The 12,046-nt window shown below is 70.3% G+C and carries 15 protein-coding genes; 12 read left to right on the top strand and 3 right to left on the bottom strand.

The genetic code is table 11. The features are described 5' to 3' along the window. Positions 1 to 80: 80 nt before the first annotated feature. Positions 81 to 1,214: a sensor histidine kinase gene (locus ABD817_RS01525; protein WP_344914167.1), complete on the top strand. Its 1,134-nt coding sequence runs from the start codon at positions 81 to 83 to the stop codon at positions 1,212 to 1,214. 184 nt (positions 1,215 to 1,398) lie between these two features. Further along, positions 1,399 to 2,079, top strand: coding sequence for a response regulator (locus tag ABD817_RS01520; RefSeq protein WP_344914164.1), 681 nt, complete (start codon positions 1,399 to 1,401; stop codon positions 2,077 to 2,079). 271 nt (positions 2,080 to 2,350) lie between these two features. On the opposite strand, the gene ABD817_RS01515 is transcribed toward ABD817_RS01520, so the two are convergent. Further along, positions 2,351 to 3,064 carry a winged helix-turn-helix transcriptional regulator gene (locus ABD817_RS01515; RefSeq protein WP_344914161.1) on the bottom strand — a complete coding sequence of 238 codons (714 nt, stop codon included), beginning with the start codon at positions 3,062 to 3,064 and terminating at the stop codon, positions 2,351 to 2,353. Between the two features lie 206 nt (positions 3,065 to 3,270). Here ABD817_RS01515 and ABD817_RS01510 point away from each other — a divergent pair, with 206 nt between their 5' ends. From ABD817_RS01510 to ABD817_RS01475, 9 genes are all read left to right on the top strand, one after another. Beyond that, on the top strand, positions 3,271 to 3,522 hold the full coding sequence (locus ABD817_RS01510; RefSeq protein ID WP_344914158.1) for a MoaD/ThiS family protein: 252 nt from the start codon (positions 3,271 to 3,273) through the stop codon (positions 3,520 to 3,522). 219 nt (positions 3,523 to 3,741) lie between these two features. Then, the gene (locus tag ABD817_RS01505; RefSeq protein ID WP_344914155.1) at positions 3,742 to 4,422 is read left to right on the top strand and encodes an LmeA family phospholipid-binding protein; all 681 of its coding nucleotides are present in this window, start codon (positions 3,742 to 3,744) and stop codon (positions 4,420 to 4,422) included. Between the two features lie 48 nt (positions 4,423 to 4,470). Beyond that, on the top strand, positions 4,471 to 4,983 hold the full coding sequence (locus ABD817_RS01500) for a sigma-70 family RNA polymerase sigma factor (protein WP_344914153.1): 513 nt from the start codon (positions 4,471 to 4,473) through the stop codon (positions 4,981 to 4,983). Beyond that, positions 4,980 to 5,816, top strand: a complete 837-nt coding sequence (locus ABD817_RS01495; protein WP_344914150.1) for an anti-sigma factor family protein — start codon at positions 4,980 to 4,982, stop codon at positions 5,814 to 5,816. Before ABD817_RS01500 ends, ABD817_RS01495 begins: the two co-directional genes overlap by 4 nt. Positions 5,817 to 6,103: 287 nt before the next feature. Next, positions 6,104 to 6,460, top strand: a complete 357-nt coding sequence (locus ABD817_RS01490) for a TlpA family protein disulfide reductase (RefSeq protein ID WP_344915570.1) — start codon at positions 6,104 to 6,106, stop codon at positions 6,458 to 6,460. Positions 6,461 to 6,521: 61 nt separating this feature from the next. Further along, positions 6,522 to 6,635 (top strand): putative leader peptide, encoded by a 114-nt coding sequence (locus tag ABD817_RS39510; RefSeq protein ID WP_386266372.1) that lies wholly within the window; start codon positions 6,522 to 6,524, stop codon positions 6,633 to 6,635. 62 nt (positions 6,636 to 6,697) lie between these two features. Beyond that, positions 6,698 to 7,096 (top strand): DUF4395 domain-containing protein, encoded by a 399-nt coding sequence (locus ABD817_RS01485; protein ID WP_344914148.1) that lies wholly within the window; start codon positions 6,698 to 6,700, stop codon positions 7,094 to 7,096. A gap of 15 nt (positions 7,097 to 7,111) precedes the next feature. Beyond that, positions 7,112 to 7,951 carry a sulfurtransferase gene (locus ABD817_RS01480; protein WP_344914145.1) on the top strand — a complete coding sequence of 280 codons (840 nt, stop codon included), beginning with the start codon at positions 7,112 to 7,114 and terminating at the stop codon, positions 7,949 to 7,951. Then, on the top strand, positions 7,951 to 8,247 hold the full coding sequence (locus ABD817_RS01475) for a DUF1416 domain-containing protein (protein WP_329089613.1): 297 nt from the start codon (positions 7,951 to 7,953) through the stop codon (positions 8,245 to 8,247). The genes ABD817_RS01480 and ABD817_RS01475 overlap by 1 nt, the downstream gene beginning before the upstream one ends. Before the next feature lie 202 nt (positions 8,248 to 8,449). On the opposite strand, the gene ABD817_RS01470 is transcribed toward ABD817_RS01475, so the two are convergent. After that, complete coding sequence (locus ABD817_RS01470) at positions 8,450 to 9,463, bottom strand: DsbA family protein (RefSeq protein ID WP_425583220.1); 1,014 nt, start codon at positions 9,461 to 9,463, stop codon at positions 8,450 to 8,452. Between the two features lie 270 nt (positions 9,464 to 9,733). On the opposite strand from ABD817_RS01470, the gene ABD817_RS01465 reads away from it, so the two are divergent. Continuing rightward, the gene (locus ABD817_RS01465; protein WP_344914139.1) at positions 9,734 to 11,011 is read left to right on the top strand and encodes a hypothetical protein; all 1,278 of its coding nucleotides are present in this window, start codon (positions 9,734 to 9,736) and stop codon (positions 11,009 to 11,011) included. Here ABD817_RS01465 and ABD817_RS01460 read toward each other — a convergent pair. Next, entirely contained in the window at positions 11,001 to 11,756 is a 756-nt protein-coding gene (locus ABD817_RS01460; protein ID WP_344914136.1) for a hypothetical protein, read from the bottom strand. The genes ABD817_RS01465 and ABD817_RS01460 overlap by 11 nt on opposite strands. Positions 11,757 to 12,046: the final 290 nt, after the last annotated feature.

Raw genomic sequence — 12,046 nt, 5'->3', positions numbered from 1 at the left:
GGTGTACGGCCGGGGATGTACGGGTGACCTCCTTCTCGCGGGGGTCGGCGCGGTGGATACGGTGACCTACCGTGTCAGGGGTGAGGACCCGGACAACCGACGCGCTGGTGGCGGCCGGGGTGCTGACGGGGATCGTCGGGGGCACCTACGGCGGGCTGTCCAGCTCGGGTTCCCCCGAGCGTCCACTGGACACGCTCGGTCTGGCGCTGATCACGGTGGCGTCGCTAGCGCTGGCGTTCCGGCGGAGCGCGCCGCCGCAGGCGGGAGCGATCACGGTGGCCTGCGCCGTGGCCTACTACGCCTGGCGGTACCCGGGGATCTTCGCCGCCGCGCCCGCCCTGATGTCGATCTACACGGCGACGGCGCTCGGACGGCGTCGCCTGGCGGTCTGGCTGGCCGTCGCGATGAGCGTGGGGATCTACGGCCTCATCGCGCTGTCCGACGTCGACCCCGCCCCCGACGGGGGTTTCACGCTGCTCAGCGGCTGGCTGGTGGCGATGGTGGTCCTCGGGGAGACGACCAGGAGCCGTCGCGCGTACCTGAACGAGGTCGAGAGGCGGGCGGTCGAAGCCGAGCGCACCCGTGAGGAGGCGGCGTTGCGCAGGGCCGACGAGGAGCGGCTGTGGATCGCCCAGGAGCTGCACGACACCCTCACCCACAACATCTCGGTCATCAACGTCCAGGCCTCCGTCGCCATGCACCTGCTCGACCGCGACCCCGCGATGTCCCGTGAGGCACTGGCCGCGATCAAGGAGTCGGGGCGGGAGGCGATGCGGGAGCTCCGCGCCACGCTGGGCGTGCTGAGGCAGGCCGATCCCGACGATCCCGGGGCGGGCCTCGCCCGGCTGCCCCGGCTGGTCGCCAGGGCGGAGGCGGTGGGGCTGCCGGTCAGGGTCCTCGTGGTCGGAGAGCGCCGGGATCTTCCCCCGGACGTCGACCGGGCGGCCTACCGCATCGCGCAGGAGGCGTTCACCAACGTGCTCCGTCACGCCGGGCCCGCGTCGATCACGCTGACGACCGAGTACCGGCCTGAAATGATCGTGTTGCGCGTCGAGGACGACGGGGAGTCGTCCGCGGAGGTCACGAGGTACGGAATGGGGCTGATCGGGATGCGCGAGCGCGCCGTCGCCGCCGGAGGATCGCTCACCGCGGGACCGCGTCCGCAGGGCGGGTTCGCCGTCCGGGCCGAGCTGCCCCTGGCGGGGTGGCTGTGACCGGGGTGCCGCTGGTTCGGGGCTGGGCGTCGGTGGAGTGGCCGTGATCGGGGTGCCGCTGGTTTGTGGCCGGGTGTTGGCGGGGTGGTCGTGATCGGGGTGCCGCTGGTTTGTGGCCGAGTGTCGGTGGGGTGGTCGTGATTAGGATGCCGCTGGTTTGTGGCCGGGTGTTGGCGGGGCGATCGTGATCAGGGTGTTGCTCGCCGACGACCAGGCGCTGATCCGCGCGGGCTTCCGGGCGCTGCTCGACATGGCCGGGGACATCACCGTCGTCGGGGAGGCGGGCAACGGCGTCGAGGCCGTCGAGATGTCCCGCGCGCTGCGGCCGGACGTGGCGCTGCTGGATGTCAGGATGCCGCTGCTCGACGGGATCCAGGCCACCAGGAGGATCGGCGCCGACCCCGAGCTCGACGCGGTGCGCGTGGTGATCCTGACCAACTACGCCCTCGACGAGTACGTGTTCGCCGCGCTGCGTGCCGGGGCCGGGGGCTTCCTGCTCAAGGACATCGAACCGGCCGAGTTGCTGAGGTCGGTCCGGGTGGCCGCCGCCGGTGACGCGCTGCTCTCGCCCTCCGTGACCCGGCGGCTGATCGAGGAGTACGTGTCCACACCGCCCAGGCCCGTCGCGGGACCCGGCCTGGAACGCCTCACCGGCCGCGAGCTGGAGATCCTGGCCCTGGTCGCCACCGGCATGTCCAACGCGGAGATGGCCGGGCACCTGGCCATCAGCCACGCCACCGTCAAGACCCACGTCAGCCGGTCGATGACCAAGCTCGGGGCGCGCGACCGGGCGCAGCTCGTCGTCTTCGCCTACGAGTCGGGGCTGGTCACACCCGGGACGGCCGGAGCACCCGGGGTGCCTTGAACACCCGGACCGCCCTGGACCTCCGGGGCGTCCTGGGCGTTCGGAGACCCCGGACGTTCGAGACTGGGCACGCTCGGCTCGTCGTCCGGTGGGCGCGTCCGGTGAGTGCGCCCGGTCGGTGCGTTCGGCGTCATGCGTGCCACGCAGTGTGCCCGGACGCGGGCGTACCCCGTCCCCGCCCTCGCGTGGGAACCGCCGCGGGGACGGGAACGTGCCACGACTGTTCCCGGTGACTCCCGGGAGCCCTGAGAGCTCTCGGGGGAGGGGACGCCTAGCGGCGGGCGGGCTCGCGCTCCTCGACGGGCTCGTTGCCGCGCTCGGGGACGAACCGGTAGCCAACGTTGCGGACCGTGCCGATCAGCGCCTCGTACTCGGCGCCGAGCTTGGCGCGGAGCCGCCGGACGTGGACGTCCACGGTGCGGGTGCCGCCGAAGTAGTCGTACCCCCAGACCTCCTGGAGGAGCTGGGCGCGCGTGAAGACCCTGCCGGGGTGCTGCGCCAGGTACTTCAGGAGCTCGAACTCCTTGAAGGTCAGATCCAGCGCGCGGCCGCGGAGCCTGGCGGTGTAGGTGGCCTCGTCGATCGACAGGTCACCGTTGCGGATCTCGTCCGGCACCTCCTCGGCGGCGGACAGGTTGAGCTTGCCCACGGCCATCCTGAGCCGCGCCTCGACCTCGGCGGGCCCGGCGGTGTCGAGGATGACGTCGTCGGTACCCCACTCCGCGGTCAGCCCGGCGAGACCGCCCTCTGTGACGATCACCACCAGGGGACAGGCGACGCCCGTGGTGCGCAACAGCCTGCACAGGCTTTTGGCCTGGACGAGCTCGCGGCGCGCGTCCACCAGGATCGCGTCGGCGGGCGGGGCGTCGAGCAGGGCGGATGCCTCCGCGGGCGCGACCCGTACCGAGTGCAGCAGTAGCCCCAGCGCCGGGAGCACCTCAGTTGAGGGCTCGAGGGCGTTGGTGAGCAGCAGGAGATTGCTCACGATGCCTCCTTCCCGCGTCATGTCGGCGATAGCCGTACAAACACGTAAGGACCCGGGGGCTACGTTGCCCAGGTCCCGTAGTAGGTGAGGATAACCCACGAGGCTTCAGCGTCCAGCGAACGTCCACCTGGTGAACACCCGTTCTCCATGTGAATTCGCCGTAATGGCGCGGTAACTCTACGTGTATTTGGGGAGTTGATTCACTGATGGCGACGGTCATTGTCAGATATTGGGCCGCGGCGAAGGAAGCGGCGGGAGTCGCGGAGGAGCGTTCCGAGGCCGCCACCCTTGCCGAGTTGATGACGAAAATCACATCGAACCGTGAAGGGCTGGCTCGCGTGGTGAGCCTCTCGTCGTTCCTGGTGAACGGGGATCCGGTGGGCAGGAGGGCCCACGAGACGATCGTCCTGACGGACGGGGCGACGATCGAGGTGCTCCCACCCTTCGCGGGCGGCTGAGCGGGGTGGACCGCAGGCGGCTGAACCGGGTGGACCGTGAGCGGCTGAGCTCGGTGAATCGTGGGTGGCTGAGCGGGGTGGACCGCGGGCGGTTGAGCCCGGTGAATCGCGGGCGGTTGGGCCGGGTGAGCGCTACCACCGGCACGGCGTTTCGGACAGGATTACCGGGGGAGGTCACGCCAATGCCCCCCTCGGGCTGGAGAGCGAACAGGGAGTCGGATGCGCAAGCTGATCGGTTTTCTCCTCGTGCTTCTCGTTCTCGCCGTGATCCTCGACAGGGTCGCCGTGGCGGGGGTCCAGCGCGAGATCGCCACGCAGGCGACGGCCAAGTACGACCTCGCGACCCCGCCGGAGGTCACGATCGAGGGCATCCCCTTCCTGACCCAGGCGATCGCCGGGCGCTACGAGGAGGTCAGGGTCGCCGCGGGCAGGATGACCGTCTCGGGTGTCCGGCTGTCGAGCGTCGACTTCACCCTGTACGGCGTCACGGCCCCGCTGGAGGACCTGGTGCTCCGTCCCCAGCAGGTGGACATGCGCGCCGAGCGGGTGGAGGGGACGGTGGTCGTCCCGATGGAGACGATCAACCAGAGGGCGCCTGACGGGATCAAGGTCGGCGTCGCGGGTGACGCGCTCAACGTCAGCGGGGAGATCACCGTGCTGGGGCAGAAGGTGCCCGTGAAGGCGGATCTCAAGGTCGAGATCGTCGAGGGCGGCCTGCGGCTCGTCCCCGGGAAGGTGACCCTGGGCGGAGGCATCCCCGTGCCCGATCCCGAACGGTTCATCAACTACCGCATCCCGATCGGGAAGCTGCCGTACAACCTCAAGCTGACCGACGTCAGGGCCGTTCCCGAGGGGCTGCGCATCTCGGGCGAGGCCTCCGACGTGCCCCTCCGAGGCTGAACGTGCCCCGTGCCTGAACCGGATCGTCCCGCCGTACGTCGTGAGGATGTGAGCCAAGCCGGAACCGCCGACGAGCAACTCGTCAGGGCGCTCTTCGACGAGCACGGCGGGCCACTGTACGGCTACGTGTTGCGGCTGACGGGCGATTCGGGGAGGGCGGAGGATGTCGTGCAGGAAACGCTGTTGCGGGCCTGGCGTCATCCCGACGCGTTCGCCGGGCGCTCCATCCGCGCGTGGCTGTTCACGGTGGCCCGCAACCTCGTCGTCGACCAGCACCGCGCGCGCAAGGCGCGTCCCCCGGAGACGGGCGACGAGGCGCTCGCCGTGGTGCCCGCCGACGACGAGCTGGAACGGGCCGTCGAGTCGTGGGCGATCGCCGAGGCGCTGGCCGCGCTACGGCCCGAGCACCGCGAGGTGCTGGCCGAGGTCTACTACCAGGGGAAATCCGTCAAGGAGGCCGCCGAGTCACTCGGCATCCCCGTCGGAACGGTTAAATCGCGCACGTATTACGCGCTTCGGGCGCTCAAGCTGGCGCTGGAGGAGCGGGGGCTCGCGCCATGATGATGACCTGTGACGAAGTACGGATGTCGCTCGGGGTCTACGCTCTCGGTGCCCTGGAGCCGGACGAGCGTGTGCTCGTCGAGGCCCATCTCGCCGAGTGCGCCGGGTGCCGGGCCGAACTGGAGGAGCTGGCCGGGGTGGCGACGTTCCTCGGCAGGGTGTCCGAGGGTGACGTGGCGCAGGTGGCGAGCCCGCCCACGGCGGTGCTCGACCGGCTGCTCAGCGCCAAGGTCAGGCGGCGCCGTACGAACCGCCTGATGCTCTCGCTGGCCGCCTCGGTCCTGGTGGTCGGGCTCGGCGGCGGAACCCTGTGGGCCGTCACCCGGTCCGCTCCCGAGGCCACCACGGCGTCGGCGCCCCAGCCTGCCGCGTCGGCCCAGTCGGACAGGGCTCCGGCCGACGCCGGGGGCCATCAGGAGAGCGCCCAGTCCTTCTCGGAGTCGACCGCGCCCGACACCAGCGCCAGGGCCAAGTCCTCCCGGTCCCCCATCTCCAGTCCCGCCCCGGAGATCCTGCTCGCCCCGGGCGAGCTGCGGTTCGAGAAGTCGGACAGCACGGGCACGGTCCGGGCGGTGGTGACCGCCTCCGCCGGGGAGGGGACGACCACGGTCAAGGTCGTGCTCACCGGGGTGGCCAAGGGCACGCGCTGCCGGCTGGAGGTGATCGGGGAGGGCGGGCTCAGGGAGACGGCGGGCAACTGGGTCGTCAACCGGGCCGCCTACGACAAATCCGGCTCCTTCACGGCCACCACGACGATCCCGCCGGAGCGGATCACGGCATTCAAGATCACTACCGCTGGTGGACGGGTGCTGCTCACGATCCCCACCCGCTGAGATCGTCCCGTCCGGTGGTTCCGGCCGCCGGATCCGGTTCCGTCTCCGTGAATCCGTCCCGCCGAGTCGTCCACTCGATCCGTCCGCCGGTTCATCGGTCCGCCGGTCCGCCGGTCCGCCGGTCCGCCGGTCCGCTGGTCCGGCGATCCGCTGGATTCACCGGCATCGCAGGGAAGGGCTTGAGGGGCGAGGGAATGGGCCGGGGCGCGCGCCTGTTGTCGTGTTCCGTGACCGGTTTGACGGTGGTGATCGTCACCCTCGCCCTCGCCACGCTCGTGGGCGTGGTGATGCGGCGGCGGAACGGCGTGGCGCGAGAGGTGAGGGGCGACGTGGAGCGGCTCACGTCCGGCGACATCCACGCGGAGCTGGGGGAGCGGGCCACGCTCGTGCAGTTCTCCACCTCCTTCTGCCAGCCGTGCCGGGCGACCCGGCGGATCCTCGGCGAGGTGGCCGGAATGGTGCCCGGCGTCGCACACGTGGAGGTCGACGCGGAGTCCCGCCTCGACCTGGTCCGATCACTGAACATCCTGCGCACCCCCACCGTCCTCGTCCTCGACGCGTCCGGGCGGATCGTGAAACGTGCCTCCGGCCAGCCCAGGAAAGCCGACGTCATCGGCGCCCTCGGCCTGGCGGTCGGCGAATGAGCGGCGTACCTTATCGCTCATTGAACGATCATGTCTCAGAAATTGGACAGGGATGTGACAGATGGCGGGACGCCGGGGTAATGTCGTGGACATGAACTCCACGACAGAGCTGCTCACGAAGCGGCGCGCGGTTGATTTCTGCCGCGTGACCACCGCTCTCTGTCGCATTTCCTAAGGGCGATCTCAAGCGGCCGTCGAGCCGCACCGATCTGCACAACCCTTCAGGAGCATCAGGCGATGCAGGTTGATTCCCGAGCTCTCCGCTTTACGGCGACCGTCACCACCGTCGTGCTCGCACTCGTCCTCGTGACGGGCAGCGCATGGTTGCTGGCCGCGCAGGCCGTCGCGTTCGCGCTGGGCGTTCTTGGTCTCTCGCCGTACGGGATGATTTTCAAAGGGATAGTGAAGAGCCCGCCGAAGGAACTGGAGGATGCCGCCCCGCCGCGCTTCGCGCAGGGGGTCGGACTCGCCTTCGCTCTGGCGGGCTTGGTCGGATACGTCGCACAGATCACGCCGCTGGCCCTCGGCGCCGTCGCGGCGGCACTTTTCGCCGCTTTTCTCAATGCCGCTTTTGGTTTCTGTCTCGGCTGCGAGATGTTTTTGATCATTCGCCGTTTACTACCCGCCGCACGATGATCCTGGAGGATCAAAATGAGCCGCTCCGCCGTCCTGGTCGACGCTGACTGGGTCGAGGCCAACCTCGACACTCCCGGTGTCGTCCTCGTTGAAGTGGACGAGGACGCCAGCGCATATGACAAGGGCCACATCCGTGGCGCCGTGAAGATCGACTGGAAGCAGGACCTCCAGGACCCGGTCCGTCGTGACTTCGTCGACCGCGAGGGCTTCCAGGCGCTGCTGTCGGCCAGGGGCGTCGCCAACGACGACACCGTGGTCCTCTACGGCGGCAACAACAACTGGTTCGCCGCCTACGCGTACTGGTACTTCAAGCTCTACGGCCACGAGAACGTCAAGCTCCTCGACGGCGGCCGCAAGAAGTGGGAGCTCGACTCCCGCGAGCTGGTCAAGGACGTCGCCGCGCGTCCCGAGACGAGCTACCAGGCCAAGGACCAGGACCTGTCCATCCGCGCCTTCCGTGACGACGTCGTCGCCGCGATCGGCAAGCTCAACCTGGTCGACGTCCGTTCCCCCGACGAGTTCACCGGCAAGCTGCTCGCGCCCGCCCACCTTCCGCAGGAGGCGGCGCAGCGCGGCGGTCACGTCCCCACCGCCCGCAACATCCCGTGGTCGAAGACCGCGAACGACGACGGCACCTTCAAGACGGACGAGGACCTCAAGGCCCTCTACGAGGGCGAGGGTGTCGACTTCTCCAAGGACACCATCGCCTACTGCCGCATCGGGGAGCGCTCGGCGCACTCGTGGTTCGTCCTCCACGAGATCCTCGACCAGGCCAGCGTCAAGAACTACGACGGATCGTGGACCGAGTACGGCTCGCTCGTCGGCGTGCCGATCGAACTGGGAGAGGCCCGATAATGACTCAGGGATGCGCTGCTCCGGAACAGACCGTTGCTCTTCCGGCCGGGATCGACCTTTCAAGCCAGGCCGTCATCCAGGGTGTGGTCTCGGGCGCGGGTACGGCATACGCCCGCCTGCTCGACCACGCGGGAGAGTTCACCGGCGAGGTCGTGGTGTCCGACGAGGGCATCTTCCGCTTCTTCGCCGCCCCCGGTGACTGGACCGTCCGCATCATCGCGGGCGGCGGGGTCACCAAGGACATCCCGGCCCAGGCCCGCCTGGGTGAGGTCACCCAGCTCGCCGTGGCCGTCTGACCCTTCGAGTCCGGCCTCGCCACAGCGGGCCGACGGGTTGAACGACCAGTACGAACTTGTATGAACTGGTACAACGGAAAGGACCGGCACTCCCGCAGGGGAGGCCGGTCCTTTCCGTTGTGCCGGATGCGCCGGAGGCTCGCCGCCTTGGTGGCTTGGCGGTCCCGGAGGTCCGTCGGAACGGTGTCTCCGTCTTTTCGCGTCAGACGGTGAGACGGTCCGCCAGACGGTTCTCGACGCGGTCGAGGGCATCGACGTAGTCGGGCTCCGGTGACATGGCCGCCGCCAGGCGCAGGTGCGGCAGGGCCTCGGGGTGGCGGTTGGCGCGTTCGAGGGTCCTGCCGAGCAGGAACCGGGCGTAGTGGTCGCCGGGGGTGCGCTCCAGAAGCGACTCCAGCGTCTCCTTCGCCCTGCCGAGCTGGGCCGAGCCGAAGTAGGCGCGGGCCGCCAGCAGCCGTACGGCGGGGTCGTCCCCGTGATCGGCCAGCAGCGGACGCAGGGTACGCAGCGCGCCGAGGGGGTCCCGGGCATCCAGCAGGGTCTCGGCCTGGCGCAGCCACCTCACCTCGTCGGGGAGTTCCCGCCGGGGAACGGCGTGCCGTACCAGATCGGCGAGGACCTCGGGAGGCTGCGCGCCCGGGACCGCCGTGTCGCCGACCACGAAGGTCGGTGAGGTGGCGATGCCCTCGGCCTTGCCGCGCAGCAGCCAGGAGCGGACCTCGTCCGCGCCGTCGCCACGGTCGAGGGCCTCGGCCATGCCGTCCAGACCGGCCTCGGCGGCGAGCGCCGCCAGGGTGGCGCGGTCCCCGATGTCGGAACCCTCGACGAAGTGGGCGCGCAGGATCCGCTCCACGACCGCGTCCTGGAGCGCGGCACCGCCCCGCCCGTAGGCGAGGGCGACCACCCGGTGGGCGTCGAACGTGTTCGCCCGCCACGTGGCGCCCCGCCCGCCGTCACCGGACCGGTCCCCGGCCGGAGCCGAGACCAAAGCCGGAGCCGAGGTCGGGGCCGGGTGGAGGGCTCGCAGGGCGCCTTCGGCGACCTGGTCGCGAAGCTCCTCCTCCAGGGGCTCCGACGGCACCGGGGCCATTGGGTCGATGACGTACGGGCGCCAGACGATCTCCACGTCCTCGCCGAGTCGCGCCTGCTCCAGGCGCCGCTTGCCGATGTAGGCCCACGCGCAGGCCATGTCGGCCCAGACTTCCATGCGCTTCATTGCCGCTGCAACAAACGGGGTCGGTCGTTTATTCGACGGGTACTCCGGCCTGGATCGATGCCGGTGACAGACCTGGGGAACCGGCAGCGGTCGCCGTCTCGGCGCCTTCGAGACGTGGTGGGGGTCCGGCAGGGTGAACGAGGGGCGGCGACGGTCGGCGACAGTTGGCAGGGGCGGGAGCACGCCGGGAACGACGGGAGCGTCTCACCGGTCGGGCTGCGTTCCGTCAGGGGAGTCGTTAGCATGCGTCGGGTGCCTGAAACGCCTGTTATGCCCGCACAGTCGCCGGCAGTCGGCCGGAGGCCCGCCTCGCTCTCCGCGGCCTCGCTGCCCATGCACACGCTCAGGATCTTCGGTGCCTGCGCCCTGACGCTGATCCTCTGGTTCTCGGTGGGCAGGGTGGTCCGGGCGCTGCTGATGGTGGCCGCCAGCGAGGTCTCCCACGGTGACCACCGGCAGGTACGGCTCGTCGTCACGATGTTCGTCTTCACGTTGATCGTGCTGAACGAGCTCGTGGTCATGGTCGGCATGCTGCACTCGGTGCGCGGGGCGCTCCGGGAGATCCGGGTGCGGCGGGAGGGAGGCGAGGCGGACGAGAGCATGTTCGGCGCGCTGAACCGGGCCACCCTGGTCTTCGCCACCATCTACCTCGCCTGGAGCTTCCAGAACGCGGACGCCAGGGAGTTCATCGCCGTCGACACGGCCAGGCGGGTCGACCAGGACTTCGCGGCGAGTCTCGCGGGGAACGAGATAGAGGGCGGTACCGGGCTCTCCACGCTGGACGTGCGGGTCTCCATAGGGGTCGCCGTGGTCGCGTACCTGCTCAAGACGCTGTTCGGCTGGTGGCACGTGAACGGCAAGGTCAGGGGCAGCGGCGTGTTCGCGACCTTCTTCGAGCTGGCCTTCGCCTTCTACAGCCTCAACGCCCTGTTCGCCTTCGCCGAGGCTCGGGCGGACTGGCTGGACCACCGGACCGTCGTGATGACGGTCAGGGGCTGGGCCGAGGAGGCGGGCGAGGCCCTGCCGTGGTGGAAGTCCTTCTGGGACGCGGCCGGTGATGTCTGGCCCCATGTGGTCGACGGCCTGATCGTCCCGCTCACCTGGCTGACGGTCGCCTCGCTCGTCTACGGCGCCTTCGCCGAGGACACCCGGGCCGTCGTACGGGGAACGAGGCTCGACGACGTGGCCACCCGGATGGAGCGGACCCACAACCTCACCCAGAGCACGATGACCCGTGCCACGGCCGGTTTCCAGGAGCGCTGGGTTCCCCCGGCGAACGCCTTCCGGCTCGCCGCCCGGGGTGGCCCCGCGCTGTTCGGCCTCTTCTGCCTCGGTTACGTGGCGATCCGCGTGGTGACCGACTACGCGGACCGGGGTGTGCGGATGCTGATCGGCAACGAGGACCCGTTCGTCTGGGTGGCGCTGGGCGGGCCGGTCGGCTTCGTCAGGGACCTGCTGGTGCTGACGCTGACCGTCTGCCTGCTGGCGGCCACGTTCGACATCGCGGCCACCCGCAGCCGTGAGGCGGGGGAGACGCTCACCGCCTGAAGCGCAGCACCTGGTCCTGGGCGGGGTCCTTCTCCTTCGCGGTTCTCTTGAAGGTGTCCGTGACGGACTCGTTCTCCACGACGCGGTACGTGGCGGGGCGGACGTGGACCTCGACCTGCCCGGCCACGTTCCTGGGGACCACGCTGACCATGGTGTAGGAGTAGGCGGTACCGACCCGGTGGTCCTTGACCTCGTCCGGGAGGTCGTCGCTCTCGGGGAGCACCTTCCACGCGCGGCCGTCGGAGTGCCTGACCTCGACCTCGGGGTCACCACGCCGGCTGACGCCCTCGGCGTCCAGCGAGGTCCTCGTCACCTTGATCTTCAGCCACTGGCGGTCGGCCTGGAGGGGCTTCTGGCCGGGCAGGCTGTCCACCTGCTCGACCGAGGTCTTCCACGACACGTGCATCAGCGTCATGGCGCCCCCGGCGGCGACGGTGTGGATCCTGTCGGCGGGGTTGCCGGTCCTGTAGACGCTGTAGCCGTTCCACGTGGAGACCGCGATGCCGAGCCCCACGGCCACGATCGCCCCACCGATCCGCAGTGCCGTACGGCGCCCCCGCTTCGGCGGGGTCTCCTCCGCGGCCGGTGCGGAACGTTCTCCGGGAGGCGCGTCGGCCGGTACGGCGGCGGGGGCGGCCGTCGGTGTCCCGGCTCCGGTGGCGGACGGCCTGGGCAGCGGGGGTCCGGGGACGGAGGGGAACGGCTGGGTCGAGGCTCCCGGTGGCTCTTCCCCTGGTTCTTCCACGGGTGGCTTGGGAGGCCAGACCTGTTCGTCCGGGAATATCCGCATAGGGCCGGGTGTCCACTGGCCGCCGCCCGAAGACTGTCGACGCTGGGGCGGGGTGGGACGGCTCCGGGCACGGGCGGGGGACGCGGCGGGGAGATCCGCGGACGGTGCGGGAGGCGCCGGTGGGGCGACTGACCCCGGTGGGGAGACCCTCTGCCCGGTATGGCGGTTTCCCGGCTCGGGCGGGGTCAGCCGCCTGGCCCGGGGCGGCGCGGGCCGTCCCGGGTTCTGTCCGGTGCGCGGCTGGG

It is taken from the genome of Streptosporangium oxazolinicum, from assembly GCF_039537505.1.
Taxonomy (GTDB): Bacteria; Actinomycetota; Actinomycetes; order Streptosporangiales; family Streptosporangiaceae; genus Streptosporangium; species Streptosporangium oxazolinicum.
Note: the sequence above shows the minus strand (reverse complement) of the source record. Positions and strands in the feature narration are given on the sequence as shown.

Coding starts and splice junctions, on each gene's coding strand:
- ABD817_RS01510 (WP_344914158.1), top strand. CDS start 3,271: ATGGCGACGGTCATTGTCAGATATTGGGCCGCGGCGAAGGAAGCGGCG.
- ABD817_RS01505 (WP_344914155.1), top strand. CDS start 3,742: ATGCGCAAGCTGATCGGTTTTCTCCTCGTGCTTCTCGTTCTCGCCGTG.
- ABD817_RS01495 (WP_344914150.1), top strand. CDS start 4,980: ATGATGATGACCTGTGACGAAGTACGGATGTCGCTCGGGGTCTACGCT.
- ABD817_RS01490 (WP_344915570.1), top strand. CDS start 6,104: ATGCGGCGGCGGAACGGCGTGGCGCGAGAGGTGAGGGGCGACGTGGAG.
- ABD817_RS39510 (WP_386266372.1), top strand. CDS start 6,522: ATGGCGGGACGCCGGGGTAATGTCGTGGACATGAACTCCACGACAGAG.
- ABD817_RS01485 (WP_344914148.1), top strand. CDS start 6,698: ATGCAGGTTGATTCCCGAGCTCTCCGCTTTACGGCGACCGTCACCACC.
- ABD817_RS01480 (WP_344914145.1), top strand. CDS start 7,112: ATGAGCCGCTCCGCCGTCCTGGTCGACGCTGACTGGGTCGAGGCCAAC.
- ABD817_RS01475 (WP_329089613.1), top strand. CDS start 7,951: ATGACTCAGGGATGCGCTGCTCCGGAACAGACCGTTGCTCTTCCGGCC.
- ABD817_RS01470 (WP_425583220.1), bottom strand. CDS start 9,463: ATGAAGCGCATGGAAGTCTGGGCCGACATGGCCTGCGCGTGGGCCTAC.
- ABD817_RS01465 (WP_344914139.1), top strand. CDS start 9,734: ATGCCCGCACAGTCGCCGGCAGTCGGCCGGAGGCCCGCCTCGCTCTCC.